The sequence below is a fragment of the Halonotius roseus genome (assembly GCF_006861655.1).
Lineage (GTDB): Archaea > Halobacteriota > Halobacteria > Halobacteriales > Haloferacaceae > Halonotius > Halonotius roseus.
In genome coordinates this window covers 88,747-114,972 of the sequence record NZ_SESI01000004.1, presented here as the reverse complement: position 1 = coordinate 114,972, position 26,226 = coordinate 88,747, and the positions used below count along the sequence as shown (strand labels likewise).

Below are 26,226 nucleotides of genomic sequence, written 5' to 3'. Positions count from 1 at the left end.
GTTTAAGGGCAGCGACCGACAGATCCGGGTATGGAAAACCGAACCTACACGGCCGACGCTGAGCCAGGCGAGTCGGTGACGGTCGCCGGCTGGGTGCACGAACTCCGTGATCTCGGTGGCATCGCCTTCCTCATCCTGCGCGATACGACCGGGAAGATTCAGATCAAATTCGAAAAGGACGAGATGGACGACGAGCTCGTCGAGACCGGGCTCGGCGTCGCCCGCGAGAGCGTGATTTCGGTCACTGGCGACGTTGACGAGGAGCCACGCGCACCGACGGGCGTTGAAATCACGCCCGACTCTGTCGAGGTCGTCGCCGAAGCCGATACCGAACTCCCGCTCGACCCATCGGGCAAGGTCGACGCCGAACTCTCGACGCGGCTTGACAATCGGACGCTCGACCTCCGCAAGGAGGAGGTACAGGCGATCTTCACTATCCGCGCGGAGATCCAGCACGCCGCCCGCGAGACGTTCCGCGACCTCGACTGCACCGAGATCAACACGCCGAAGATCGTCGCCACCGGCACCGAGGGAGGCACCGAACTGTTCCCGATCACGTACTTCGGCGAGGAGGCGTTCATGAACCAGAGCCCACAGCTGTTCAAACAGCTGATCGCCGGTTCGAACGTTGAGCGCGTCTTCGAGATCGGCCCGATCTTCCGCGCCGAGGAACACAACACGCCGCGGCACCTCAACGAGGCGACCTCTATCGACTTCGAGGGCGCGTTCTGCGACCACCACGAGGCGATGGACGTAGCCGAAGCCGTCGTCACCGCAGCGTACGAAGCCGTCAACGAGAACTGCGAGGACGAACTCGAAGCCCTCGGCCTCGCCGAGGAGTTCGAAGTGCCGACGGGCGACTTCCCGCGACTCAGCTACGAGGAGGCCATCGAGCGCATCAACGCGACCGGCGAACTCGACGAGCAACTTCTGTGGGGCGACGACCTGCCGACCGAAGGCGAGGTCGCCCTCGGCGAGGATGTGGGCGAACACTACTTCATCACCGACTGGCCCAGCGAGATCAAACCGTTCTACATCATGGATCAGGACGACGACGAGCAGCTTTCCACTGGGTTCGACCTGATGCACCCGCGGATGGAACTCGTCTCCGGCGGCCAGCGTGAACACCGCTACGACCACCTGATCGAGGGCTTCGAACAGCAGGGCCTCGACCCGGAGGCGTTCGACTACTACACGAAGATGTTCAAATACGGGATGCCGCCGCACGCCGGCTTCGGCCTCGGCGGCGAACGGCTCGTGATGACGCTGCTCGGCCTCGACAATATTCGTGAGGGAGTGTTGTTCCCGCGAGATCGTCAACGTCTGAGTCCCTGACGAAGACGTTGAGAGCCAACGAGAACCATGAGCGCGAAGCGCGAATGCGTTCTCGTGGGATCGGCAGCGGCTGAGTCCATAGTTCGATCCGCGATTCTGTCGCTCAGCTTTTTGTGACGCACCGAGTAGCGAGGGCTATGAGCGAGAGCGATACCGCTGGCGACACCGAGGAGTCGCCGCTTGAACAGATCGCCGCAGGTGTGACGATGGCCCTCATTTTCCTCGTCGCCTTCGGCCTCCTCGCACTCGATTTTGCGTGGTTTTGGGTCGTCTTCCCGGTCGGGTTCGGCGGCGTGTTGCCGGCGGTGATCGGGCTGGTGCGCTACTACGAGCAAGCCGCCGAGCGCGATGAGCGCGACGCTGCCGATGACACCGACGATCCGCTCGAAACACTCAAACGGCAGTACGCCTGCGGCGAGATTGACGAAGCCGAGTTCGAACGCCGACTCGACGGCCTGCTCGGTAGCGACTCGGCTGCCGAAACCGCGGTCGACGAGCCGACACCGGAACCGGCCGACCGCGAGACAGCCCGCGAGTAGCAACCCAACAACCATTACTCACCCTTCCCACTGGTAGCGATATGAACCGCGAGCCCGTGGCGACGGCGTTCGTACCGGGCCACATCACCGGCTTCTTCAGCGCGCACACGGCCGCCACCTGCGCGCAGGCGGGCAGCCGCGGGGCCGGCATCACGCTCTCAGACGGCGTCGAGGTGACCGTCGCCCCCGGCAGCGGCTGTCGACTCAACGGCGACGACGTATCGATCACGGCTGTTGACGACGTTCGCACTCGTCTCGGCGTCGACGCCGCGGTCGACGCCACCACGTCGCTGCCGGTCGGCGCGGGGTTCGGTGTCTCCGGTGCGGTCGCCCTCGGCACCGCACTCGCCGCCAACGCCGCCTTCGACTGCGGCAAGACGGAAAACGAACTGATCACGATGGCCCACTGCGCCGAAGTCGAGGCTGGCACCGGCCTCGGCGATGTCGTCGCCCAAGCCCGCGGCGGACTGCCGATCCGGATCGACCCCGGCTCGCCGAGTCACGGCCATCTCGACGGGCTGCCGGCCCGCCCCCACGTCGAGTACGTCACCTTCGGCGGGTTGTCGACCGAGGACGTACTCGCTGGCGACACCGACGACCTCACGCTCGCGGGCGAATCGGCACTCAGCCGCCTGCTGGAGCGACCGACCGTCGAGCAGTTCATGGATTCGTCTCGCACGTTCGCCGAGGAGGCCGATCTGTTGACCGATGATGTTGCTGACGCTATCGCCGCCGTTGACAACGTTGGTGGCGATGCCGCGATGGCAATGCTCGGTAACACCGTTTTTGCGACCGACAAGGGGCTCTCGGCTGCCGGCTACGACCCACAGCGGTGTCGCACCGACGCCTGCGGGGCTCGGCTCGTCGACGAGGGGTGATGACGCCAAAACCACGGCGTCCACGCCGCCAGAAGAGCTATTCGTTCGCCCGTGGAAACGGGGGGCATGTCTTTTCGCCCGACTGCAACAATAGGACGTGTCCAGTGACCCATGTCGTCACCGCATCTCCGCCTCAACCGTCGCAGTCTCCTCACGTCGCTCGGCATCGCCGGAACGGCGTCGCTCGCCGGCTGTTCGGCGACCGAGCCCGCGCCGGATCGCAGTACCACGACGCTGAGCGAGGAGCGAACCCGCGAACTCGCCGAGGCGTACGCGCCGACACTGTACTTCGATGCGGCCGAGAAATGGTTCCCGACCGATCCCCGAACCTACGAATCCGAGCAGGACGGCGAGGTCGTCGTCGACGGCTTCGACGCGCTCAACGAGTATACTGCGGCGTCAAAAGAATCTGATACGCCGCCCGAACTGACGATGTTCTACCACGGTGTCTCGTATGAAGACTCGCCGCTTTCGGCCATCCAGTTTTGGTACTACTCGGCGTTCGACCAGTTCACCACGAATTTCCACTGGCACGACTGGGAAGTCCTCCATGTCTTCGTTGACACCGAAACCGAGGAGCCTCAACTCTACGTCGCCAGTTCCCATTCCCGCAAGGTTCCCAACAACGAGTTCCTTGATCCCGATCCCGACACCCAACCGCGTATTCTCTCCGAGTTGGGTTCACACTCCAGCGCGCTGTCGGTCAATGAGATCGCCGACCGGTTCCAACGTCTCTCGGTCGACGGCGCGCTCGCTGACATCACCAACAGTGCCATCGAGACCATTCAGGACGTGATCGATCTCCCGATTGCCTACGGCCTCCCCCGCGACGAGGGTTCCCGACTCCCCTACCTCATCCCGGAGTACGAGGGCGCGCCGCTCTACGAACACGACCGCCTGCCGGCCGTCGAACGCGAGGATCTGATCGACGAGGGGCTGACCGTGAGCTCGTTCCGCGAACTCGCCTCGCCGCCGAGCGAACTGCCAGCCAGAGCCACGGGATTGGTCTTCCAGTACGCTGGCCGGGACGAAACCGACGAGATCGAAGCCGAGGCCAGCGTTGACGCCGAGTACGACCTTGTTCCGACGAGTGAGATCGAACATATCACCGCATTCACGGGCCCGCAGTTGAGCTTCGAGTTCGCGGTGCCCCAGTTCGCCGAGGACGCCATCGCCGGCCACATCACGAGTACCGGCGTGCCGTGGGAGCAACCGCGGTACGACGAGCCGGCGAAGGACATCTCGGATCGGAACCACCGCGCCACGCTGGCTGAGCGGTACGACGCCATCGGCGCGCCGGCCTCAGCGTCAACCGTCGTTGCCAGCCTCTCGGAAGCCGTCAGCAACGACGAGGCCCCCGACAACGAGGGGCTGACGACCGCCGATCTCGGCGTCGAGGGCGTCGCGCTGCTGGAGAGCGACCCCGAAGCAATCCCGACATTCAACGGCGTCGCCGTCGTCGACGACGTGCCGGCGGGCGAGCACCAACTGACCGTCAACGGGGCCGGCGTCGAACCGCACAGCGAGACGGTCGGCGTCGCGGACAGCGGGGTGACGCCGGCGGGCGTCGAAGGGTCGATCCCGCTTGTCGCCCGCGAGAACGCGACGAAACTCGAAGTCGATCCAGCCGACGCCGACAGCGACCTCACCGATCTCGCCGTCGAGGACGACTTCGCCGGCCGGCTCTACGACGCGCCGCTGTCGGGATCGGACGCCGTGTACGTCCACCGTGGCGGCGCGTACACGGCCGAAGTCAGAGATAGCGACGATGAGATCGGCGCGATCCGCGTCAACCAGGCCGCCACCGACGCCGACGAGCGGGTTCGACTCGACAACCCCCAAACCGGCAAGGCCTCGCTGGCAACGTATCTCGCCGATGTGGCCGAAGAAACGAGTTCGGCCGTCGCAGCCGTCGAGGAGGGCGATGACGGCGACAGCGACGACAGTGATAACACTGACGACGACACCGAGACCACCGATAGCGACGGAACGAATGAGACGACCAACTCACGCGGTGGCTCCGACAGAGCCGGCCGCAACAAGACGCTGGAGGGGTCTGAAAACGCGATCCGTGGGCTGCGCCGGGCACTTGAGGCCATCACCGAATCCGCCCGTCGGGCCGCCGAACGCGCCGCGGCCGGCGACCGCGGACAGGCCGATCAGAGCCTCGCCAACGTCCAAGATCGGCTTGAGCGAGCCGCCACGCGGTTAGCGGAGGCCAGCGACTCGCTGCCGGACGACATCGAGCGGGCGAGCGAACGGCGCGTCGAGCAGTCGCGGCGGCGATCCGACCAAGCACTGGCGGCCGACAAGCTCTGATCAGCGAGCTGGGTGGATGCGTCGTGGCTGATGTCGACGCCGAAGAGCGAACGTTTTGCCGCCGGAGTCGAATATCCGATAATGAGCGAGATCGACGTACCCGAGGATCACCCTCGGTATGAGTCGTTGCTGACGCGCCACCGCATCGAGGAGGGCGTCGAGAAAGGAATTACGAGCAAACAGGGCCTGATCGCCGAGGGCCGCGGCGAGGCCTTCGACTATCTGTTGGGCGAAGAAACGATCCCAAGTGCCAACGAGGCCGAGCGCGCCGCAGCCGCACAGTTGTTGCTGGCCGACCATCCAGTACTCTCGGTCAACGGCAACGTCGCCGCGCTGGTCGCCCCCGAAATCGTCGATCTCGCCGCGGCCGTTGACGCCGACATCGAAGTCAATCTGTTCAATCGCACGGAAGAACGGATGAAAGCTATCGCCGACCATCTCCGCGAGCACGGGGCCGACGAGGTGAAAGGACTGACCGCTGACGGCCGTATCCCGAACCTGAGTCACGAACGTGCGAAAGTCGATGCCGACGGGATCGGCGCGGCCGACGTGGTGGTTGTGCCGCTGGAGGACGGCGACCGCGCTGAGGCTCTCGCCGACCTCGGGAAAACCGAGATCGTCATCGACCTGAATCCACTCTCGCGGTCGGCCCAGACCGCGGCCATCCCGATCGTCGACAACATCATTCGCGCGGTGCCGAACATGACCGAGCATGCTGTCGATCTTCGTGAGACAGCACCGGCGGAGCTAGCGGAGATCGTTGCGGCGTTCGATGCCGATGCGGCCTTGGCCGACGCTGAGGCGGCGATCAGACGCGGGGAGCTATGACCTCGACGGTGCCCGGGGAGATCACAACGAGATCCTCGGCGAGAAAGAGCAGTCCGACGACGCCAGCGATGGCGACCGCAACGAGCAACAGCAGTACCACCATGATCGGCCCCAGCCCGAAATCACGTCCTGACGGCCTGGCGAGTGGGTCGTCGTCGCTCATACACACGCTCTTTCACTGCTCAGCTATTTAAATTCATCTGACGCAGGCGTCTTATCGATCATCGCGCATCGAACATCTTGTGGTGATCAAAGAGCGGTCACCCGCCGGATCAGTGCTGGCCCATACCTATTTGTATCTGACCGACGAATCTTAGGGTGGAGTTGTTGCGAATGGCACAAGGTACGGTTGCGTTCTTCAACGATACAGGCGGTTACGGATTCATCGAAACAGAAGAGTCGGACGACGACGTGTTCTTCCACATGGAAGACGTTGGCGGCCCTGATCTCGAAGAGGGAGAAGAGGTCGAATTCGATATCGAACAGGCAGACAAAGGTCCCCGAGCGACGAACCTACAGCGGCTGTAGACGGTCGGCGATCGGGTTTTCGTATTTTTTCGGCACAGAGCGGTGCGGCCGTCTCGCCGGCGGGAATCACCACGGTCGACAACCCCTTTAGTCGGTGCTGTCGTCAGCCCCACCAAGTGACTGCACCGTGACACTGACCGATCCTGCCGGTGTTTCGATGGTCGCCTCATCAGCGATCGATCGGCGGACGGTCTCGCGCCACTCAGTGAGTCGCTCGCTGTGGGCCACTTCGTGTCGGTCGGTGTTGATATCCTCGGGATCGTCTAACTCCGCGGCCGTCTCCGCCGCGGTCGGATACGATGGCACCGGTTCAACGAGAGCCCGCGGATCGATATGGATCGGTTCGGGGGGCTCGTAGCTCTCCGACGTGTCGGCAACATGGAGTCGCGCCCGCATCCGCCCGCTAAACGGCGGCGTGATCCGAAGGACGGTTTCCCGACCGGTGCCGAGTGTCGCTTCCAGTGCGGCGACGACATCCGCGACGGTGACGACGAGATACTCGATGGCGGTCGGATCGGGTGCCGGCGAGTCGTCTGCCTGCCGATCAGTCATGTGAGGTTGTTCGGGGTCGAGTGCGTAAACCGTGTCGACGACCCACCCAGAGTGGGGTGTTTTGTTCGGGTTCCGGTTGTCCCATGATCGGTTACGCTGTGGTCTCGGTCGCGCCGTCGGCGGCTTCCCAATCGGTCATGCTGCCCTCGTAGATGACGACATCGGTAAAGCCCAGCGAGCGGAGGACGACGAACGTGTGGCTGAGGCGGCGGGAGGTGTTGCAGTAGAGGATGATCCGCTGCTCGCGGTCGGTGCTGATCCCCCGATCGGTCAGCAGGGCTTCGATCTCGGCGGCCGATCTGACGCCGCGGCTCTCGTCGTCGACGAACTCCCGCCAGTCGATCCGGATCGCCCCCGGAAGGTGGCCTTCGTCGTATTCGGCCTCGTTGCGGGTGTCAAGCAGGGTCGCCGTCCCGTCGGCGATCGCCGCCTTGACCGCCGCCCGGTCGACGATCGGTGCCGTTGCGGCAAGCCCTGTGATCTCGTAGCTGACGGGTTCGATCGTCGGCGACTCGGTCGTCGTCTCGAAGGCTCGCTGCCACGCGCTGAAATCGCCGTCGAGGAGGGCGACGTTCTCGTGGCCGTAGGCGAGGGCGGTTACGAGCAGCCGGGCGGCGAAAACGCCGTGGGTGTCGTCGTAGGCGACGATGGTGTCATCCGGGCCGATGCCGGCCTCGCCGAGCAGTCGGCCGAACGCGTCGGCACCGGGAAGCGTACCCGGATCGGGGCTGTCGTCGTCACGGTAGCTGTCGAAAGGGATGTTGATCGCGCCGGGGAGGTGACCGATCGTGTCGTACTCCCACGGTTCGCGCACATCGACCACGTGGACTCCGGGATCGTCGCGGTGGTCGTCGACCCACTCGGGGTCGACGAGAAGTGTCTCGGTCATACCCGTCATTTGTCCTCCCGGCCATTCAACCGTTCGTCGCGGCCGAGGGCCGCCGGTGTTCGCGGATAGCGGATACACTTGCCCCCTTTTGCCGCGCCGAACCGGTCGGCCGGTCGGCCGGCAGGGACTGCGGCGACCGTACCGATGGCGGCGGTCGACAGCTGAGCCCGATCCCTGCAAAACTCTCCGGGATCGTTTAGGACCGGTCGAAACCACCGTGACGAGGGAGATTATACGGGTAGGGGTAGTACAGGGTCGTGTATGTCATCAGACTACGCGAAAGACGTGCTTGTCACGGCCGACTGGGTCGAGGACAATCTCGACGCCTTCCAGAGCGACGATCCCGACCACCGACTTGTCGAAGTCGACGTTGACACCGAGGCCTACGAGGAGAGCCACGCCCCCGGTGCCATCGGCTTCAACTGGGAAGAGGATCTGCAGGATCAGACCACCCGCGACATCCTCACGAAGGAGGATTTCGAGGCTCTGCTCGGTGAAGCCGGTATCACCGAGGACTCCACCGTGGTGCTCTACGGTGACAACGCCAACTGGTTTGCGGCCTACACCTACTGGCAGTTCAAATACTACGGTCACGACGATGTGAAGCTCCTCGACGGCGGCCGCGAGTATTGGATCGAGAACGACTACCCGACGACCGACGAGGTGCCCTCGTTCAGCGAGCAGACCTACACCGCCTCCGGCCCGCGGGAGTCCATCCGTGCCTACCGCGACGATGTCGAGAACGCCATCGACCGCGGTCTGCCGCTCGTCGACGTTCGCTCGCCCGAGGAGTTCAGCGGCGAGATCCTCGCGCCGACCGGCCTCCAGGAGACCGCCCAGCGCGGCGGCCACATCCCCGGAGCCCAGAACATCTCGTGGGCAGCAGTTACCAACGACGATGGCAGATTCAAGAGTGCTGACGAGATCCGAGAGCTCTACGCCGAGAAAGGCATCGACGGCGACTCGACGACCGTCGCCTACTGCCGGATCGGCGAGCGCTCGTCGGTCGCCTGGTTCGCGCTCCACGAACTCCTCGGCTACGACGACACCATCAACTACGATGGCTCGTGGACCGAGTGGGGGAACCTCGTTGGCGCGCCCATCGAAACGGGCGAGGCTGACGACTAAAGCAGCGCAGCTAACGAATTGGCAGCGACGACCGCGCACTGACTCTCGAACTCCGATATTTTTTGCGTGATGCAAGAACGACGACAACTGTAGCGACGCAGTCGAACCGGCAGGACTCAAGACCCCTCGTTGCCTACGGGTTGGTATGACAGCCAGCGAGTTCGTCGATGCCGTCAGCGAGGCCAACCAGACCGCGCTCTCGCGGCTCGGCTCATCGAAAGCACTGTACGCCGAAACCGACGGCGACCTCGATCCCGAGCACGTCCTGCGAGCCGCAGCGATCGCCGAGGACGCCGCTAGCGAGACCTTCCAAGCGTGGGCCGACGACGAGGAAAACGCCGAGGCGGCCGAACTGTTCGCCCGTGTCGCCGACGAGGAAGCCGACCACTATGAGACCGTCGCCGCCGAGATCGACGACGCGCCGCGGGCCGCCGACAACGACGTGCCAGCGATTCAGTCGGTGCTCCGCTCGTTCGACAACACGGTCGAGCGGGTTGGCGGCCTCGTCGGTCGCTGTCTCGTCGCCAAGAAATCAAAGGAGCAGTACACCGGCTACTTCACGGGCGAGGCCGACCCCCAGACAGCGAGCCTCTTCCGGGGGCTCGGCAGCGACGTTGCCGAACAGATCGACGCGGCGGCCGACCTCGTTGCGGCGGTCTGTGCCGACGACGACGACCGCGAGCGCGCCGAGGCGGCCGCACGCAAGGCGATTCAGGCCGCCTACGACGAATACACCGAGTCCCTGGAAGCGATGGGCGTCAACCCCAAACCGGTCTGCTAACGCGTCGTCGCGGACGTTCTACAACGAGAGCTACGCGCCGCGATCGACGTTTTCCGGCGGGCTCACAAATGTGAAGTAGCCAAACAGCGCGATCGCAAGCGCGAGATAGTAGATGAGCTGTGGCCACGCGTCAGGAGCCTGTGCCCACAAAAGCGAGATCCCGGCAAACAGGATCGTTGAGACCGCAAGATCTTCCAGCAGCTTCGTCTCCAGCGCGTAGAGGCGGTCGATGATCGCCCGAAGTCGGCTCACATCGAGCCCACGGACACCGGCGATAAAACGTTACTCCCCGCGGACGATCGCCGGAACGGCGGTGTCGTCTGTGTCGGCGTTGGGGTGATCGCGGCGATAGAGCACGGTCAATACACCCGCAAGCGTCGCCTCAAGCAGTTTTGACACAACGCCGAGTTGATCTGCCCGCATGTGATCGATGAGCACCTGCCATGCCGGCTCGCTGTGGCTGATCGGCTCGGGGCCCCACGGCCAGAAGCCGCCGTGTTCGAGCCCGGTGTGCCACAGCCCGTAGCCGACGATGTAGGTCGCCATCAGCGCGATGCCGGCCAGATAGATCGCCCGCTCGTTGCGCCCGTCGAGTACACGAGCGATACCGAGAAAGATCAACACCGCCGAGCCAACGAAAAGAAACGGGCGAGGGTCGGGGGCGCGGCCGACCTGGAGATACAACACCAGCCGTGGGAACCCCCAATAGACGTGGATCGCCGCAACCGCAAGCGCGAGCGCGCCGGCAGTATACCGAAGTCCGGAACGTTCCATACCCCATCTACGACCGAGCGACCCCTGAGCGTTTCGATCACTGCCGCCGAGTGCGAAAGGCTATGGGCGCGGTCGCCTCGTATGTGGGTATGAGCCGATTTGCCGACCGTGTGGAACGGATTTCGATCAGTGGGATTCGGGATGTGTTTGAGGCCGCCGGCGACGACGCCATCAACCTCGGGTTGGGCCAGCCGGATTTCCCGACGCCGGAACACGCCCGTCAGGCCGCCGTCGACGCCATCAAGGCCGGCGAGGCCGACGGCTACACCGAAAACAAGGGTCGCATCGAACTCCGAGAGGCGATTACCGCGAAATACGAGCGCGATCAGGGTCTCGATATCGACCCCGATGACGTGATCGCCACCTCCGGTGGCAGCGAAGCCCTCCATCTCGCACTCGCTGCCCACGTTGACGCCGGCGAGGAGGTCATCATCCCCGACCCCGGATTCGTCTCCTACGACGCGCTGACGAAGCTGGTCGGTGGCGACCCTGTTCCGGTCGGCTTGCGCGACGACCTCACGCTCGATCCCGCGGCCGTCGAGGACGCCATCACCGACGACACCGCGGCGTTCGTCATCAACTCACCCGCAAACCCGACCGGCGCGGTCGCCGACGAAGCCGACATCCGCGAGTTCGCCCGGATCGCCGACGAACACGACGTGGTCTGCGTGTCGGATGAGGTCTATGAGTACACCGTTTTCGAGGGCGAACACCACTCGCCGCTGGAGTACGCCGACGGCGACAACGTCGTCGTCGTCAACTCCGCCTCGAAGCTGTTTTCGATGACGGGGTGGCGACTCGGCTGGGTGACCGCCAGCAGCGACCGGATCGAGCGCATGTTGCGCGTCCATCAGTACACCCAGGCCTGTGCGAGCGCGCCCGCCCAGTTCGCCGCCGAGGCCGCCCTGGACGGGCCGCAGGACGTGGTGACCGAGATGACCGACTCCTTCCGGCGGCGGCGGGATATCCTGCTTAATGGGCTGGCCGACCACGACATCGAGTGTCCGACCCCCCACGGCGCGTTCTACGCCATGCCACGGGTTCCGGAGGGCTTTGTCGAAGAGTGTATTGATCGGGGTGTGATCGTCGTTCCCGGCGACGCCTTCGGCGAGCAGGGGGCGGGACTGGCACGGATCTCGTATGCGACCGACGAGGATGCTTTGAGAGAGGCGATCGAGATCATGGGCGAGGCGGCAGCCGCGGTTCGATCCGGTACATAGCTTCGCAGGCAACACGGCAGTTGGGTGCTACATTCAGTATCCGAGCAAACTGTTAAGACTGTCAGTCCGATACGTTCGTGTAGGCCATGTCGGCAGACAAACGAATCCCGGTGACCGAGGAAACACGAAAGGAGCTTCACGAGCTGAAAGAGCCCGGTGAGACCTACGATGAGCTGTTACAGGATCTTGCACAGCACCGTCGCCGCCAAGAGCTAGAACAGCGGTTTCAAGCGCTCGAAGACCAAGATCGAGCGGAGCTAACCGAACTCTCGGATGGCTGAGTACGACATCTTACTCGGTGAGGATGCGGATGAGTTTCTCGATGTCGCCGATGAGAAAACCGAACGAATCTGCAAGGAGAAACTTGGGTATCTCGGGGACAACCCGTATCCTGGCCGCGGTCGTGGCGACAAAGAGAAGCTGCCGATCGATGGCCGCCGCGATCGATTTCGGCTACACATCTCACGCACCTACACTGCGATCTACACCGTACTTGAGGCGGACAAAGAGGTGCGCGTTCTGGAGATCATTCCGATCGACGAGGCACACAAACGATACGGCTTTTGATCACACCAGCGAGTCGTCGTGCCGAGACGTGGTCGCACGTATTCTCGCCCGGGCGTCAAGATACAAACCTGTGGGGCGCGTTGCACGGGGTATGGTCTCAGACTTAGCGGCCGAACCAGTTGAGGAAAGTAGCGACGATCAAGAGCCGTTCGACGACGACGAGTGTCAGGAGTATCTCAAAGAGCTCGACAGCGGCGTCTGGGATGTCATCGATGGCCACCATCTGGAGGCGACCTACGAGTTCGATGATTTCCGGGATGCTTTGGAGTTCACCTACGCCGTCGGCGAACTCGCCGAGGAGGAGTGGCACCACCCGGATCTCAGTCTCACGTGGGGTGAGGTCGGCGTCGAGCTCTTCACCCACGAGATCGATGGCCTCCGCAAAGCCGATTTCGTGATGGCCGCAAAGATGGACGAGATATACGCCGACCACCAGCTGTAAGGCGGAACCTGCCACCACTCAGCGATCTTAGCTCGCCGTGCTGACGATCTTGATCACGTCGCCGTCTTCGAGTTCGTAGCTATCGGAGATCCGGCGGTTCGTTTTCCCGTTGACAGCGTGGAGATACCCTTCTGCGATGTCGGAGTGGATCTTGGCCGCGAGATCGGTCGGTGTCGACCCCTCCGGCAGGAGGAAGGCGTCGGGAAGGACGTTACCCTGCCCGTCGACCCACTTCGTCTCGTTTTCCACGGGGAAGGCGGTGATGTGATCGAGCAGGTCGAAGACGGCTGCGTTGAGCGCGGTCTGGACGCCGGTGCCGCCGTGTTCGGCCATCACCTCGCGGATCTGTTCGAGGCCGGCGGCCTGCTCGTCGCTGATGTCACCGACGATCTCGAAGTCATCGTCGCCGGGATCGTAGTCGACGACGCCGGCCTCGACCGCCCGGCGAAGCGCGAGTTCGCCGTCGGCCGTCGCGGGGATGACGATCTCGGCGGCCTCCTGCAGCCGGGCGAGGGTCTCGTCGTCGGCGATATCGACCTTGTTGGCGACAAGGATGATCGGCTTCGTCTGGGCGCGAACCGCCGCGGCGAGAGCTTCCTTGTCGGCATCCTCCCACTGGATCGGGTCGTCGGGGTATTCGATGTCTCGCAGGCAGCTCGCCACGTCGGCGGTTGTCGCGCCAAACCCGGTCAGCAGCTCGGTCAGCGCGTCGTTGATATCGAAATCTGGTGAGCGGGATTTGCGCTCGACCGACTCCCAGTTGCGGTCGATGATGCCCGTCAACCACTGGTTCATCTCTGCTTCGATAAATTCCACATCTTCGACCGGATCGTGGCTGCCGGGTTCGACGGGTTCACCCTCTTCGTCGGTGCTGCCGGAGGCATCGAGGACGTTGAGGATCGCATCCGCGTTCGTCAACTCATCGAGGAACTGATTGCCGAGGCCGCGGCCCTCGTGGGCACCGGGGACGAGGCCAGCCACGTCGTAGAGTTCGATCGGGACGTAGCGAACGCCGTCGTGGCAGCGATCGGTGCCGCATCGCTCCTCAAGTTCGAGACACGGGCAGTCGGTACGCACCGTGGCAACCCCGCGATTGGCGTCAATCGTCGTAAAGGGGTAGTTGGCGACATCGACATCGGCGCGTGTCGCCGCCGTGTAGAACGTCGATTTGCCCGCGTTAGGTTTCCCCGCGAGCGCGAGAGAGAGCATACCACTCGTTCATCGAGGGCTGGAAACTGTCTTTCGGTCTTGCGACGCCGCTGTCGACATCGCGGCTCAGCTGTCGATGATGTCGGCGATCCGCCGCGGCTCCCCCGAGAGTTCGGGTGTCTCCTCGACGATCTGGAGCACCTCGTGGTCTGTGACATCCGGGTAGGACTTCTGGATCGCGTCCTCGATGAGATCCTTTTCGAGGCGGAACTCGGTGCCGTTGTAGACAACGTCGACGCCGGTTTCGTCGAAGGAAAGCGCGGTCATATACGGATCCTTGCTCCCGAGCAGTAAAAAAAACACGAGGCTGTCGGCACCACTCCGGCCGTGTCTCGATCTGTCAGCCATCCGTCTTGCGGACGGTTTAATAGCCACGGTGTGTTGGATCGGGCTGTGAACCCCCCGCAGAACCCGATTGATGAGCTGCAGATTCCCGACGGCACGACCGTCGAGGAGCACGATGTCGTCACCGACGGCGACATCCTCATCGGCAGCAACAGCACGGTCGATTTCGGGCTGCGGGGCCGCACGATCGCGGCGGGCGAACGCGTCGAGTTCGGCCGGCAGATCGAGGCCGACGGCGACTGCCGCCTCGACATGTGGTGTACAACCGACGGCAGCGTCTTGGCCGGCGAGGACGCCTACATCGGCGAGCGCGTCGAGATCAACGGCCAGCTCCTCGTTTCCGGCGATCTCGACATCGGCGACGACGTGACTATCGAGGAGGGCTTCGAGGCCAACGGCTGGATCGTCACCCGGAATCCGGTGCCCGTCCTCGTCTTCTACTTCATCGTTCTCTCGCAGTTCCTCCGCCGCGGCGACACCGACAAAGCCGACGAGTTCGCCTCCGCGCTGGCCGGCGAAGGGATCGAAGACCGGTCGCCGCTTGTCGTTCCGCGCGGAGCCGAAATCTCCGACGACGCGTGGCGCGTTTCGACACCGGCACGGATCGGCGATAACTGCCGCATCCACGGCAACATCCGCGCCGAGTCGATCACTCTCGGCGAGGGAACGACCGTCTTCGGCAGCCTACGAGCCCGCGACGACATCGAAGTCGGCGCGGGAACGGTCATCATCGGCGACGTGACGACCCGCGGCGGGACGATCACCCTCGCTCGCGGAGCCCACGTCCGCGGCGATGTCGCCTGCGATGATCTCGTTGTCAACGAGGGCGCGGAAGTCGATGGCACGCTCCGGGCCCGCGGCGAAATGAAGTTGATCCGCCGAACTGACGACGAGGAGGACGACGCCGACGCGGATACGGCCGCCGAGAGCGACGTTGTTGACGACAGTGCTTCAGCGGACGCGGACACTGTGGAACCGGAGACTGCTGACGCGGACGGCACGGATTCGGGGCCGAAGATGGCGTACACGGCCGGCAACGACGCAGCCGAGGCGGATTCGGCCGCTGACACCGACGCTACCGCTACCGCCGACGCTGACGGCGCGGACGAGCAGCCCACTGCGAACGCCAGTGATCCGGTCGGTGCCGCCTACACTGTCGGTGACGATGTCGACAGCGAGTCGGATGCCGAGCCGGACGCTGACACTGACGATCAGCGATCCGAGCCGGACAGCGAGACGGCGAAAACGGTCGGCAGCCACTACCTCGCTGGCAACGGCGACGCTGCCGACGATACGCCCGAATCCGAGGCTGCCGCTGACGATGCTGACAGCGACGACGCTGACACGGCGGCAGCCGATGCTGACGACACTGACGACGGCGCGGTCATCATCACTGACGCCGAAAGCGACGATATCGCACTCGAAAGCGACGGCGACCGTGGCGACCCTGATTCTGCGTCGGATTCCTAACCGCGCTACTCGGCTGACTGCTGTCGCGCCTGTTCGAAGATCTGCTCGTGGAGCGTCGTCGTCACCTCGTCGGCCAGCGTTTTGAGGTTGACCGCGTCCTCGCGGTTGTAGGAGATCAGCGTCTCCAACGCGCCATCCTCGCCGGCTTCGTGTTGATGCCAAAGCCGGACGGCATCGCGGCCCGAGATATCGGGGCGGTCGCGCTCGATACCGATGTCCTGCTCGACCGTTTTGAGGCCGCCGTCGAGCCCGACCGTTTTGCAGGGGTACATCAGATCGAGATGCGGCGTGTCGATATCGAGGCCGAAGGAGGTCTCAAGGAACGGCTGGTCGAAGCGAATCCCGTTGAAACTAACCAGCAGGCTGGCGTCCGCAACCATCGCCTGCAACCGGTCAGCGGTCAGGTCGTCGCCGCGGACGAGCGTGGTCGTCTCGCCGGCTTGGTGGTAGCTGACCGTCGTGACTACGTCGCGGTGTTCGTCCAGCCCGGTCGTCTCGATATCGAAGAAACAGGCGTTAGTTCGAAAGTTCTCGTAGAGTCGCCATCGCTCGCTGCTCGGGAAGACTTGGTCGAAAAACGTCGGATCGTCAGCCGCGAGGTGGTCGCGGGCGGTGTCGATGAACGACTCGATGTTGTCGGCGGTTTTCGGGCCGACCAGCGAGGGATCGAAGCAGTCCCAGTCGGTCGCGCCGCTGGCCCATAGCTTCCGCTCGGTCGTCTCGCCGACGCCGCTGACGGGGATGAAGCTGTTCTCGATGCGCACAGTCGAAGGCGGCAGTGCGGTGATGTAAATCTCTCGCTCGGCGTTAGTCGCTGCCGCCGACCGCGACCACTAAACGACCGGGGCACGACCATCGAGTATGTGCGGTCGCTACACGCTGTTTACCCCACAGGAGGCCCTCATCGACCGGTTCGATGCCGAGCCGGCCGACCCGCTCCAGCCGCGGTACAACTGCGCGCCCGGCCAAGAGCTGCCGGTCATCACGAGTGACGATCCTGACCGAATCCAGCGGTTCACCTGGGGGCTAACGCCCTCGTGGGCTGACGAGAAACAGGGCCTGATCAACGCCCGCGCCGAAACAGTTCAAGACAAGCGGAGCTTCGCCGATGCCTACGAATCGCGTCGCTGTCTCGTGCCGGCCGATGGTTTCTACGAGTGGGCCGATCTCGGCGACGGGAAACAGCCCTATCGCGTCGCCTTCGAGGACGACCGTCCGTTTGCGATGGCTGGCCTGTGGGAACGCTGGGAGCCGCCGACCCAGCAACTCGGGCTGGACTCATTCGGTGGCGGCGATTCCGACGACAAGACTGAGCCACTGGAGACGTTTACCGTGATTACGACCGAGCCGAACAACCTGGTTTCGGAGCTTCACCACCGGATGGCGGTCGTGCTTGCCCCGGACGAGGAAGAGCGGTGGCTCGACGGCGATCCCGATCAACTCAGTGATCTGCTCGATCCATATCCCGACGGCGAACTGGAGTATTTCCGCGTTTCCCAGCGCGTCAACAGCCCATCGAACGACGATCCAGAGCTGATCGAACCGGTGACGACGTAGCCGACCTGAGCGCGTTGGAACCGCTGTGTTTGCGCCAGCAGAATTATTACCGTTGAAGTCGTAGGCAACGGTATGTCACAGCCGGACACCGACACCGGCGGATCGTCTGAGCCGCCCGTGGCCGAGCGGCTGCTCCAGCAAGACAAGTTCGCCGCCGATCTCAACGCCGAAGGCTACACCGATCTCCTTGTGGTACGGCGTGAGTCCGGGCGTGATCTCCTCACCGACAGCCGGCTCGAACTCGTCCAGCACCTCGACCAACACGGTTCGGCTGTGGACTCGGTGAGCGACCTCGCACGGCAACTCGACCGCGACAAGGGCGCGGTCAGCAAAGATCTCAATCGGCTCGCCGAACTCGACGTGATCGAGTACGAAGGATCGGGCGACGGAACGGCGAAACGACCGCAACTGAAACACGACCATGTCGTGGTCGAGCCAGTTGTCTACTGACGAATGCACAAACTCCGGACGCTCTCCTTGCCAGCGTATCGTGGTCGGGAGTTCTTTCTCACCGTGTTCGTCGAGCCCGATCCCGATTCTATCGATTCGTTTTCCGTGCCGGCCGATGCCGACCAGTGGGGGTTGAGTATCCATTTCCAGCCGGACGATCCCTACGAGAGTCACACCGAGGTCGCTCGGATCGACACCAGCCACGGCGAGCCGCACTTCGATCACCTCTATGCGTCACCACAGCGGAAGGAGTGGCTCGGGCAGAGCTACACATTCGCCGAGGCTCGGCGACGACTCCTCTCGAACTGGCGGACGTACGCGGATGCGGTTCTGGATTCGACCACTGATGACAACGCCGATAAAGCGGACGACATAGGACAGTAACCCGCACCGACAGCGTTTTTCAGCCCGCCGCGCAGAGTGAGGGTAGTGACCGACGAGCTTCGCGGGGAAATCGTCGCCTGCGACGGGGCGACGACAGTCGACACCAGCCACGGCGAGCGACGGCTGGCCGAACTCCGCGTGCGACCGACTGACGGCACCCCGACCGACGGCGACGACGCCGTCGACGTGACGCTGTGGGGAAAATGGGCCGACACGGCCGAGGACGCCGAAACCGGGATGGATCTGCTCCTTACTGATCCTGAAGAAAGCGAGTATCAGGGGAAAACGACCTACAGCACTGGCGGCGACTCCTACGTCGTTCTCGAGCCGGATTTCATCGTCGACGTGACCAGCGTCCGGTCGTGGGTGCAGTGCCCGCGGATGTACTATCTCAACAAACTCTCGGCGATCCCGCTGAACTACCCCGTCATCAAGGGGACAATCGTCCACGAGGTCTTCGGCGACTTGCTCCGCGGCCGCGACCTCGATACCGCCGTCGCCGACCGCGTCAAGGAGGCCGGCCTCGAACTCGGCGTGCTCGGCCGCGACGTGGCCGAAGTCGAAGGCGAGGTCAAACAGAACGCCGCCGCCATCGAGGGCTGGCTCGCCCAGGGCACGCTCACCGAGGAAGACAACTGGCGATCCGAGTACACGCTCATCAGTCCGACGTTCGGCCTGAAGGGACGGGCCGACGCGCTACGCCGCGGGATGCCGGTCGAACTCAAGACGGGGAAAAACACAACCCGCGAACCACGGTTTCAGGACAAGATTCAGGCCGCCTGTTACGCGCTCATGCTGGAGGAACGCGGCATCGACGCCGACACCGGGACGCTGCTGTACACGAAAAATACGACGCTTGAGCGAACCGAGGAGTCGGGTGACCTCTCGCCGGCCAAAGAGTTCTCGGTCGGGAAGGGCCTGCTCGATTTCGTTGTTCGCAGCCGCAACGAGCTGGCGGCGATGGAGGCCCGCGGCGACGTGCCGACCGGCTACGAGGCCGACGCGAAATGCGAGTACTGTTTCGAGCAGGACACCTGTATGGTCGTCTCCGGACGGCTCGATCAGGAATCGAAAGCCGGCCAGATCGGAACTGCTGTGCCTGAGGAGGAACGGGAGTACTTCGAGCGGTTTTACCACGCTATCGAGGCCGAGCGGCGGGCAGTCCACGCCGAATATCGCAAACTCTGGGAGCAAGGTGCCCAGGAGCGAGCCGACGACGACCGCGCGTTGATCGACCTCGAACCGCTGGGCCGCGAAGAGATCGACGGCAACCGCTGGGAACTCCGGTCGAGAAAGCCGCCCGAAGCAGTGTCGAAACTCCGCGAGGGCGATGTCGCGCTCGCCAGCGACGGCGACCCGGTTTCGGGACATGCCGAACTCTGTCGGATCACCCAACTCGACGAGGAGATCGTCGTCACGGCCGACGAGCCGGTGGAGTTGCGGCGGCTCGACGTGTATCCCTCCGAACTCTCGGTCGACCGGATGCTGACCGCGCTGCACGACGCCGTGCTGAAGGGCAGCGACGACCGCAAGGACATCCTCTTCGGGCGGCGCGAACCCGAATTCAGCGAGGGCGAGGAGACCTTTATCGACAACAACGCCGGGCAGAACCGAGCGGTCAATCTCGCGGTCAACGCCGACGACTGCGCGCTGATTCACGGCCCGCCAGGCACGGGGAAAACCTACACCATCGCGCGGCTGATCCGCGCGCTTGTCGCTCGCGGGGATCGGGTGTTGCTCACGGCGTTTACCAATCGGGCGGTCGACAACGCCTTAGAGGCCCTTCGCGCGCAAGGGTTCGAGGACATCCAGCGCGTCGGGACGACGACCGGCATCCGCGAGGACATGCTCGACGTGCGGCTCGACACCGAGGGCAACCCTGGGGAACTGGCCAGCGCGCTCCACAGCGCGCCTGTGGTGGCGGCGACGACGGCGAGCTGTGGCTCCCGCGTGATGCGCGAACAGGAGTTCGACGTGGCGGTCGTCGACGAGGCCAGCCAGCTCACCGAGCCCGCCGCTCTGGCCGCGCTGAATCGGGCCGAGCGATTCGTGCTGGTCGGCGATCACGAGCAGTTGCCACCGGTCGTACAGGCGGCTGATACCAGTCTCGACGCCAACCCGGATACCGACGCCGGGAGTCCGCTCTCGCGGTCGTTGTTCGAGCGGCTGATTGAGGCCTATCCCGAGGCGAGCGTGATGCTCACCGAGCAGTACCGGATGAGCCAGCGGATTCAGTCGTTCGCCTCCGCCGAATTCTACGACGGCGCGCTCCGGCCGGCCAGCGGCGACGTGGCGGGCCAGTCGGTCGGCGACCTCGTCGACCCGGCGGCGCTGCCAGCGGAGCTACGGGACGGCGTCGCCTTCGTCGACCCCGACGGCGAGCGCGTCGGCAACACCAACCCCGTCGAGGCCGACCGCGTCGCCGAAATCGTCGACAGCTACATCGCGGCGGGCGTCGACCCCGAGGACATCGGCGTGATCGCGCCGTTCCGCGCGCAGGTCGCCGAGATCAGCCGCCGGGTCGACGTGACTGTCGATACCGTCGACCGGTTCCAGGGGTCGAGCAAGGAGATCATCGTCCTCTCGTTCGTGGCGACCGGCGAGCTGGAGGGGCCGCTGTTCGAGGATCATCGCCGGATCAACGTCGCGCTGACGCGGGCGAAAAAGGGGCTCGTCTTGGTCGGTGATCGGGCCGCGCTGTCGAGTGAGCCGTTCTACGAGCGGATGCTAGAGTGGGCGGATCGGTGAGCGATTCGGAAAGTATTCGCCTATCTGTGAGAAATCAAGAGGTTGTTACCAAACTATATTGGTGGAAAGATAGCAGTCATTATCATATTTGAACCGACCCATCCTGCACCGGCAGCAACTATAATACCTTTAGCCCGAGCATTCAATTTGTCCACGGATACTATTGCTGCAATAAACGCTACTGTAACATCCACGAATATTGCAAGTTCGTTCGCTGGCAACACGCTGTAGATCAGTATTACAATTCCATCACCAATCACATCTACACTCGCAGCAGGATCTCCTGCATTCTCAAGAATCGCTGGTAGCCACCAAAGACCAGCGAATAGCAGGACTACAAACACTCCGCCCTTGGTGAACAGTTCGTCAACGTCTGGCTCCATACAATCTCGTTATACTGCTGTATTGATAATAACCTGTGCCAGCAAATTATTGATTGATGTCGTTGTTTTATTGAATTTTGACTGTAATTTCATATGGCAACTCCGGATGCACGTGCGTCCCCGGAGTCGCGTCGCTATCGACGACGGTCGCGCCCATCGGCTCGCTTTCGGCGGCCTGCTCGGTCGGATACCACTCGCTGCCGGCGGGCAGCACGACGAACCGCGCCTGGCGGTCGCCGACCCAGGCGAACGACTCGCTCGGCGAGCCCCACGCCGACAGCCCGACGGCCGATTCGAGCCACTCGACGAGCGCCAGCACGTCGGGAGCCGGCAGCCCGACCTCGGTCACGCCGGCTATCGGCACCCCGCCCGCGAGCCCCTCGGCCGCGTCGCCGTCGTAGCAGAGGCATTCGAGGACGTTGCCCGCGCCGTCGGCGACGTAGACGGCGTCGGCGTCGAGAAACTCGAAGCGTCTGGACTGTGCGCCCTCGACGGGGTGGATCGTCGCCCGCTCGGCGAGCCAGGCGGCCAGGGCGTCGATATCGGCGGGCGTTCGCAGCGCGAGATGCTGGGGTGCCGGTTCGGCGGCCGGCTGGAATTCGAGTGTCGTCGCGCCGCATTCGACGCTGGCGGCGTCGATATCGACACCGTCGCTGTCGCCGTTGCTGGTGGTTTCGACGCCGAGCGTGCGCGCGTACCAGTCGCTCAGCCCTTCGGGATCAACGGCCGGAATCGAGACGTGCTCAAATCGCATTGCTCACGAGTCAAGCGTTTCCGACCACAGGATGAATCGTTCGAAGGCAACGAAGACGAGGCCGAAGATGACCACGAAGACGATCCATCTCCAGAGATCGAACTGTCCGGTAAAGGCGAGGACGTTGAAGATGTACGAGATCGACGCGGCGACGAAGCCGGCGACATAGAGGACTCTTCGACGATCCATACGCTATGGTGTGCTGTCTACCCGATAGGTATTCCGGCGACATCGGCTGTTACCAAGTCGCTGGTGCGGTTTTATTCAGTTTCAAGCGAGTCGAGCCACGCTCGAATCGCACAGACTCGATTGGTTCGGGAGGGATATTTATATTCGACGCTGACGAACACTGACATAGACAGACACGATGCCCATCAGATTAGATTCGGACGAGGAGGTGCCACCGGTAACGCCCGGAACGAACACCCACGAACTCCTCGCGGTGCTCGCAGATCACCCGGAGATGGGGTTCACACCGAAGGAGCTGGCCGAGATGACCGAGGTTCCTCATTCGAGTGTCCACAAGACGCTCGCTCGCCTCCGCGAGAAGGGCCTGGTTCGGCAGGTCGATTCCTACTGGGCCGTCGCCGACGATGTTGCGGCCTCGCGGCTCGCCAGCGTGGTCAGCCTCCAGACAATCGAGGCTGAGTACGGCGACGATGCCTACGGCACCGACGACGAGTGGGCCGAGACCGTGCCGGATCTGGGCGAAAACGCGTGACAAATGGCCTACGCACAAGGGAGTATCGTGCTCGCACCGGCGACGTTCAAGCGCGGCGTCCGGCCGTATCTCATCGTCTCCAACCGGAACCGACCGTTCTACGGCGAGCGATACACGGTCGCGGTCGTCACATCCACCGAGCGAGACCAGGCTATCGAGTTGACCGAACCGTCGCTGATGGAGGGTGAACTCAAATCGTATCCGAGCTACGTGAGTCCGTGGTCGCTGCACGTGTTTCCGGCCCAAGAAATCCAGAAACGCGTTGCCCAGCTCGACTCCGAAATAATGCGGACTGTCGCGGAGCGAATCCACGACCTGACGAAGGTGCTCTGAGGCGGCTCAGTCGGTGCCGACGGCTTCCGAGCCAACCGCCGCCGATTCCTCGCCAATCGATTCCAGTACGCGCTCGTGGAACTCCTGCAGCACCGCGCTTTCGTCCTCGGCGAGCACCACGTCGCTGGCCATCAGCGTCGCCAGCCCGAACGCACGCGGGCTCGGCGAGTCGACCTCGTGGGCGACGACCTCGATCTCGTCGCGGTTGATGCGCTCCAACACCTCACGAATCCCGCTCACGTTGAGTTTGTCTTCCATAATCTCGCGGTAGGTCTCCTCGATGACGGCGAAGGAGTCGAGATCCTGCGCAAAGGAGAGCAACATCTCGCTGGAGACCTGCTGTTGGGCCGCCGATTTCTCGTGGCCCTTGTAGCGCTTGAGGATCATCAGCGACCGCGTGGCGTTGATGCGGAAATACCGCTGCAACAGGTCGGTGCCGTCAAGGGCGGCCCGGAGGTCCGTGGTCACGTCGCCAGGGTCGAGGTCGCGGACGATCCCCGCGATATCGACCTTGCGGTTGAGCGGCATCTGCACCGAGAACCCATTGTCGGCGACGGCGACCTGGACGTTCGCGGTCGCCTGCTGGGCGCAGTGGTAGGCGACCAGCCGCGAGAGGCCGTCGTTGAACTGTCGGCCGTAGTTCGAGTGAATGTAGAACCGCCGCTGGTACTCAGCGCGATCCAACTCCTCCTCGATCACGATCCGCTCGGGCGTGCTGACGGCGTCGCGCCCGAGATACTGGATCTGTTCGGCGAACAGCCGGCTGATCGCCCGGACGGCGTTTTCGTCAATCGGGAACTCCCGCAGCCACGTTCGACAGCCGGCGCGGCCCCCTGCTTCGAATCGCTCGCAGAGTTGCCCCTGAAACGCCACGATTTCGCGGCCGAGATCGTACGAGAGCGGCAGCCGCTCGGAGAACCACGAGGGGACGGTCGGCCGCGCGCTGGTGGGCTCGACGTAGACTTTCGAGCCTCGCCGGTAGCTGTACTCGTAGTTCGAGCCGCCGAGGACGAACACGTCGCCCGGCTCAAGGGTGTCGAGGTAGTTCTCGTCGAGGCTGCCGACCCACTCGTCGCCCTGTCGGGTGAGTACGTCGCAGCTAAAGGAGTCGGGAATCGTCCCGATGTTGGTCATGTAGATCACCCGCGCGAGCCGACCGCGCTTGCCGATCAGCGGCTCGCCGACCGGGAACTCCTCGTAGTGATACTCGCCGTCCGGCGGGTCGTTGGTGTCGCGCCAGATTTTGGCGTACACGTCCTTCGATTCGAGGCCGGCGTAGTCGGCGGTGAGATACCGCATCAGTCGCTCCCACTCGGTGTCGTCGAAATTGCGATAGGGGTACGCGCGCCGCAGGATCGATTTGATTTCTGCCTCCGGTCGCACCGAATTGATCGCCATGCCGTAGACGTGCTGGGACGCCACGTCGGCAGCGTTATCGGGAATAAAGACGCGGTCGACGAAGCCTTCCTCGGCTTTCCGCAGCATTACCGCACACTCGACGAGTTCGTCGCGGTCGAGTGCGATCACCCGGCCGGCGACGGTCTCGCCGAGCTGGTGGCCGGCGCGGCCGATCCGCTGGAGGAGGGCGGCGACGGATTTCGGCGAGCCGACCTGGACGACCATATCGAGATGCGGCATGTCGATCCCGAGTTCGAGACTCGTCGAGGTCGTCACGACGTCGAGATCGCCGTCCTTCAGGCCAGTTTCAATCTCCTTGCGCCGATCCTTCGAGAGACTGCCGTGGTGACAGCCCGAATTCGTGTCGTCGTACTCTGCGGGAAACCGCTCGCGTAAGGTCTGGAGGACGCGCTCGGCTCCCGACCGGGTATTGGTGAACACGAGCGTCTGGTGGTTGTCGTCGATGAGTTCGTGCAAGCGGTCGTAAAATCGACCCTGTACAATTTCTCGCGGCGTGTTGATCAGATCGTCGGTCGGACACTCCAGTTGGATGTCGAACTCGCGGACGAACCTGCTGTCGACCAACTCGTAGTCGCGTGGTTCGCCACCAGGCTCCTCGCGGCCGCCGAGGAACTCGCCGACCGTCGACAGCGGTTCGACCGTCGCGGAGCAGCCGATGCGGGTCGGCGAGGTCTCGGCCATCGCTTCCAGCCGTTCCAGTGAGACCGACAGGTGTGTACCGCGTTTGTTCTCCGCGAGGCTGTGGATCTCGTCGACGATGACGTACTCGACGGTTTCGAGTTTCTGTTTGAATTTGGGGCTGTTGAGCAGGATCGCCAGGGTCTCTGGCGTCGTGTTGAGGATGTGCGGCGTCGTCTCCAGCATGGCTTGGCGGTCGCTGCTGCTGGTATCGCCGTGGCGGATCGCATGCCGGATGTCGGTGTCGATGCCGTCGTCGGCCAGCCGGTCGGCGATGCCCTCCAGCGGGACGGTGAGGTTCCGGTGGATGTCGTTGGCGAGCGATTTCAGCGGCGAGATGTAGAGACAGTACACCGAGTTCTCAAGGCCGTCCGCGCTGGCCTGCTCGCGCGCGAAGAGTTCGTTGATGATCGCCGCAAACGAGGCGAGCGTCTTGCCCGAGCCGGTCGGCGCGCAGATGAGGGCGTTTTGTTCGTCGTGGATGTGGGGGATCGCGCCGCGTTGTGGTGGCGTGAAGAAGCCGCCGTTGCCGGCGACGTACTCGCCGAATTGGTTGACCCACCAGTCGGCGACGGTGGGTTCCAATAAGGAGAGCACGTCCTCGTCGGCGATGTCGACGGTCTGGGGATCGAACTCGTAGTCGGCGTCGCTGTCGATGAGTCGATCCCGACCGGTATCCGCCATTGGGTTGGGTTGGTCGCGCTGGCGTAAGTCGGTTGTGGGCTATCAGTGGTGCGTTCAGCTACGAGATTGAGTGAGTGACGTGAGTGTAGAAAGCCCTCGACGCGCTGGACTCCCGGGACTCGCTGCGCTCCTCGTTCGCTTCGCTCACTGCGGTGCTTGCTTCGTCCGGGTTCGCCCAGCGCGTCTCGCCCTTTCAGTCCGCCAGGATAGCGGTTGGTCGGCCAGTCGCCCCACCGGCTGCCCAGTTGTATTCGAACACCGCTGTCGGTCGGTGGCGGTGTCGCAACCGCTTTCCACGCCGACGCGTACAC

At 63.7% G+C, this 26,226-nt stretch carries 31 protein-coding genes; 19 read left to right on the top strand and 12 right to left on the bottom strand.

The window, feature by feature from the left end; all coding sequences use genetic code 11:
• Positions 1-30 precede the first annotated feature (30 nt).
• The 5 genes from aspS to EWF95_RS12600 all read left to right on the top strand — a co-directional run bounded on the left by aspS (position 31) and on the right by EWF95_RS12600 (position 5,899).
• The gene (gene aspS / locus EWF95_RS12620) at positions 31-1,335 is read left to right on the top strand and encodes an aspartate--tRNA(Asn) ligase (protein WP_142444444.1); all 1,305 of its coding nucleotides are present in this window, start codon (positions 31-33) and stop codon (positions 1,333-1,335) included.
• Between the two features lie 137 nt (positions 1,336-1,472).
• On the top strand, positions 1,473-1,874 hold the full coding sequence (locus EWF95_RS12615; RefSeq protein WP_142444443.1) for an SHOCT domain-containing protein: 402 nt from the start codon (positions 1,473-1,475) through the stop codon (positions 1,872-1,874).
• Between the two features lie 41 nt (positions 1,875-1,915).
• Complete coding sequence (locus EWF95_RS12610) at positions 1,916-2,752, top strand: pantoate kinase (protein WP_142444442.1); 837 nt, start codon at positions 1,916-1,918, stop codon at positions 2,750-2,752.
• 111 nt (positions 2,753-2,863) lie between these two features.
• Positions 2,864-5,071 carry a hypothetical protein gene (locus tag EWF95_RS12605; RefSeq protein WP_142444441.1) on the top strand — a complete coding sequence of 736 codons (2,208 nt, stop codon included), beginning with the start codon at positions 2,864-2,866 and terminating at the stop codon, positions 5,069-5,071.
• An 81-nt stretch (positions 5,072-5,152) separates the two neighbouring features.
• Positions 5,153-5,899, top strand: a complete 747-nt coding sequence (locus tag EWF95_RS12600) for a 4-phosphopantoate--beta-alanine ligase (RefSeq protein WP_142444440.1) — start codon at positions 5,153-5,155, stop codon at positions 5,897-5,899.
• On the opposite strand, the gene EWF95_RS12595 is transcribed toward EWF95_RS12600, so the two are convergent.
• Positions 5,880-6,062 carry a hypothetical protein gene (locus EWF95_RS12595; protein WP_142444439.1) on the bottom strand — a complete coding sequence of 61 codons (183 nt, stop codon included), beginning with the start codon at positions 6,060-6,062 and terminating at the stop codon, positions 5,880-5,882. The genes EWF95_RS12600 and EWF95_RS12595 overlap by 20 nt on opposite strands.
• 170 nt (positions 6,063-6,232) lie before the next feature.
• Between EWF95_RS12595 and EWF95_RS12590 the strand changes: the two genes are divergently transcribed.
• Positions 6,233-6,427: a cold-shock protein gene (locus EWF95_RS12590; RefSeq protein ID WP_021039690.1), complete on the top strand. Its 195-nt coding sequence runs from the start codon at positions 6,233-6,235 to the stop codon at positions 6,425-6,427.
• 87 nt (positions 6,428-6,514) lie between these two features.
• Here the strand turns inward: EWF95_RS12590 and EWF95_RS12585 are convergent, their stop codons facing one another.
• Both EWF95_RS12585 and EWF95_RS12580 read right to left on the bottom strand, forming a co-directional pair.
• Positions 6,515-6,979 carry a hypothetical protein gene (locus EWF95_RS12585; RefSeq protein WP_142444438.1) on the bottom strand — a complete coding sequence of 155 codons (465 nt, stop codon included), beginning with the start codon at positions 6,977-6,979 and terminating at the stop codon, positions 6,515-6,517.
• A 91-nt stretch (positions 6,980-7,070) separates the two neighbouring features.
• On the bottom strand, positions 7,071-7,868 hold the full coding sequence (locus tag EWF95_RS12580; protein WP_142444437.1) for a sulfurtransferase: 798 nt from the start codon (positions 7,866-7,868) through the stop codon (positions 7,071-7,073).
• A gap of 261 nt (positions 7,869-8,129) precedes the next feature.
• On the opposite strand from EWF95_RS12580, the gene EWF95_RS12575 reads away from it, so the two are divergent.
• Both EWF95_RS12575 and EWF95_RS12570 read left to right on the top strand, forming a co-directional pair.
• Positions 8,130-8,996: a sulfurtransferase gene (locus tag EWF95_RS12575; RefSeq protein WP_142444436.1), complete on the top strand. Its 867-nt coding sequence runs from the start codon at positions 8,130-8,132 to the stop codon at positions 8,994-8,996.
• A gap of 145 nt (positions 8,997-9,141) precedes the next feature.
• On the top strand, positions 9,142-9,777 hold the full coding sequence (locus EWF95_RS12570) for a rubrerythrin family protein (protein WP_142444435.1): 636 nt from the start codon (positions 9,142-9,144) through the stop codon (positions 9,775-9,777).
• 30 nt (positions 9,778-9,807) lie between these two features.
• On the opposite strand, the gene EWF95_RS12565 is transcribed toward EWF95_RS12570, so the two are convergent.
• Together EWF95_RS12565 and EWF95_RS12560 are read right to left on the bottom strand one after the other, a co-directional pair.
• Positions 9,808-10,029 carry a hypothetical protein gene (locus tag EWF95_RS12565; RefSeq protein ID WP_142444434.1) on the bottom strand — a complete coding sequence of 74 codons (222 nt, stop codon included), beginning with the start codon at positions 10,027-10,029 and terminating at the stop codon, positions 9,808-9,810.
• Positions 10,030-10,059: 30 nt separating this feature from the next.
• Complete coding sequence (locus EWF95_RS12560) at positions 10,060-10,551, bottom strand: hypothetical protein (protein ID WP_142444433.1); 492 nt, start codon at positions 10,549-10,551, stop codon at positions 10,060-10,062.
• Between the two features lie 89 nt (positions 10,552-10,640).
• Here EWF95_RS12560 and EWF95_RS12555 point away from each other — a divergent pair, with 89 nt between their 5' ends.
• From EWF95_RS12555 to EWF95_RS12540, 4 genes are all read left to right on the top strand, one after another.
• A complete protein-coding gene (locus EWF95_RS12555; RefSeq protein ID WP_142444432.1) occupies positions 10,641-11,771 on the top strand; it encodes a pyridoxal phosphate-dependent aminotransferase in 1,131 nt (376 codons plus the stop codon).
• An 86-nt stretch (positions 11,772-11,857) separates the two neighbouring features.
• Entirely contained in the window at positions 11,858-12,052 is a 195-nt protein-coding gene (locus EWF95_RS12550) for a hypothetical protein (RefSeq protein ID WP_142444431.1), read from the top strand.
• Positions 12,045-12,338: a type II toxin-antitoxin system RelE family toxin gene (locus EWF95_RS12545; protein ID WP_142444430.1), complete on the top strand. Its 294-nt coding sequence runs from the start codon at positions 12,045-12,047 to the stop codon at positions 12,336-12,338. Before EWF95_RS12550 ends, EWF95_RS12545 begins: the two co-directional genes overlap by 8 nt.
• Before the next feature lie 91 nt (positions 12,339-12,429).
• Positions 12,430-12,780, top strand: coding sequence for a 4a-hydroxytetrahydrobiopterin dehydratase (locus EWF95_RS12540; protein ID WP_142444429.1), 351 nt, complete (start codon positions 12,430-12,432; stop codon positions 12,778-12,780).
• A 27-nt stretch (positions 12,781-12,807) separates the two neighbouring features.
• Here the strand turns inward: EWF95_RS12540 and EWF95_RS12535 are convergent, their stop codons facing one another.
• Both EWF95_RS12535 and EWF95_RS12530 read right to left on the bottom strand, forming a co-directional pair.
• On the bottom strand, positions 12,808-13,989 hold the full coding sequence (locus EWF95_RS12535) for a redox-regulated ATPase YchF (RefSeq protein ID WP_142444428.1): 1,182 nt from the start codon (positions 13,987-13,989) through the stop codon (positions 12,808-12,810).
• 66 nt (positions 13,990-14,055) lie between these two features.
• A complete protein-coding gene (locus EWF95_RS12530) occupies positions 14,056-14,256 on the bottom strand; it encodes a DUF5800 family protein (protein ID WP_142444427.1) in 201 nt (66 codons plus the stop codon).
• A 126-nt stretch (positions 14,257-14,382) separates the two neighbouring features.
• On the opposite strand from EWF95_RS12530, the gene EWF95_RS12525 reads away from it, so the two are divergent.
• Complete coding sequence (locus EWF95_RS12525; RefSeq protein ID WP_142444426.1) at positions 14,383-15,804, top strand: polymer-forming cytoskeletal protein; 1,422 nt, start codon at positions 14,383-14,385, stop codon at positions 15,802-15,804.
• 5 nt (positions 15,805-15,809) lie between these two features.
• On the opposite strand, the gene EWF95_RS12520 is transcribed toward EWF95_RS12525, so the two are convergent.
• A complete protein-coding gene (locus tag EWF95_RS12520) occupies positions 15,810-16,568 on the bottom strand; it encodes a ribonuclease H-like domain-containing protein (protein ID WP_142444425.1) in 759 nt (252 codons plus the stop codon).
• A gap of 97 nt (positions 16,569-16,665) precedes the next feature.
• Between EWF95_RS12520 and EWF95_RS12515 the strand changes: the two genes are divergently transcribed.
• The 4 genes from EWF95_RS12515 to EWF95_RS12500 all read left to right on the top strand — a co-directional run bounded on the left by EWF95_RS12515 (position 16,666) and on the right by EWF95_RS12500 (position 20,943).
• Positions 16,666-17,361, top strand: a complete 696-nt coding sequence (locus tag EWF95_RS12515; RefSeq protein ID WP_142444424.1) for an SOS response-associated peptidase — start codon at positions 16,666-16,668, stop codon at positions 17,359-17,361.
• 72 nt (positions 17,362-17,433) lie between these two features.
• Entirely contained in the window at positions 17,434-17,811 is a 378-nt protein-coding gene (locus EWF95_RS12510) for an HVO_A0114 family putative DNA-binding protein (RefSeq protein ID WP_246055723.1), read from the top strand.
• Positions 17,812-17,814: 3 nt separating this feature from the next.
• Positions 17,815-18,195 (top strand): DUF7718 family protein, encoded by a 381-nt coding sequence (locus tag EWF95_RS12505; protein WP_142444423.1) that lies wholly within the window; start codon positions 17,815-17,817, stop codon positions 18,193-18,195.
• 45 nt (positions 18,196-18,240) lie between these two features.
• On the top strand, positions 18,241-20,943 hold the full coding sequence (locus EWF95_RS12500; protein WP_142444422.1) for an AAA domain-containing protein: 2,703 nt from the start codon (positions 18,241-18,243) through the stop codon (positions 20,941-20,943).
• Positions 20,944-20,996: 53 nt separating this feature from the next.
• On the opposite strand, the gene EWF95_RS12495 is transcribed toward EWF95_RS12500, so the two are convergent.
• The 3 genes from EWF95_RS12495 to EWF95_RS12485 form a co-directional block, all read right to left on the bottom strand.
• Entirely contained in the window at positions 20,997-21,326 is a 330-nt protein-coding gene (locus EWF95_RS12495) for a hypothetical protein (RefSeq protein ID WP_142444421.1), read from the bottom strand.
• A gap of 67 nt (positions 21,327-21,393) precedes the next feature.
• Positions 21,394-22,080 carry a VOC family protein gene (locus EWF95_RS12490; protein ID WP_142444420.1) on the bottom strand — a complete coding sequence of 229 codons (687 nt, stop codon included), beginning with the start codon at positions 22,078-22,080 and terminating at the stop codon, positions 21,394-21,396.
• Positions 22,081-22,083: 3 nt separating this feature from the next.
• Positions 22,084-22,269: a hypothetical protein gene (locus tag EWF95_RS12485; RefSeq protein ID WP_142444419.1), complete on the bottom strand. Its 186-nt coding sequence runs from the start codon at positions 22,267-22,269 to the stop codon at positions 22,084-22,086.
• A gap of 178 nt (positions 22,270-22,447) precedes the next feature.
• Between EWF95_RS12485 and EWF95_RS12480 the strand changes: the two genes are divergently transcribed.
• Both EWF95_RS12480 and EWF95_RS12475 read left to right on the top strand, forming a co-directional pair.
• Positions 22,448-22,801 carry a MarR family transcriptional regulator gene (locus EWF95_RS12480; protein WP_142444418.1) on the top strand — a complete coding sequence of 118 codons (354 nt, stop codon included), beginning with the start codon at positions 22,448-22,450 and terminating at the stop codon, positions 22,799-22,801.
• Between the two features lie 3 nt (positions 22,802-22,804).
• A complete protein-coding gene (locus EWF95_RS12475) occupies positions 22,805-23,134 on the top strand; it encodes a type II toxin-antitoxin system PemK/MazF family toxin (RefSeq protein ID WP_142444417.1) in 330 nt (109 codons plus the stop codon).
• Positions 23,135-23,140: 6 nt separating this feature from the next.
• Here EWF95_RS12475 and EWF95_RS12470 read toward each other — a convergent pair whose 3' ends face one another.
• Positions 23,141-25,915, bottom strand: a complete 2,775-nt coding sequence (locus EWF95_RS12470) for an ATP-dependent helicase (RefSeq protein ID WP_142444416.1) — start codon at positions 25,913-25,915, stop codon at positions 23,141-23,143.
• Between the last annotated feature and the right edge of the window lie 311 nt (positions 25,916-26,226).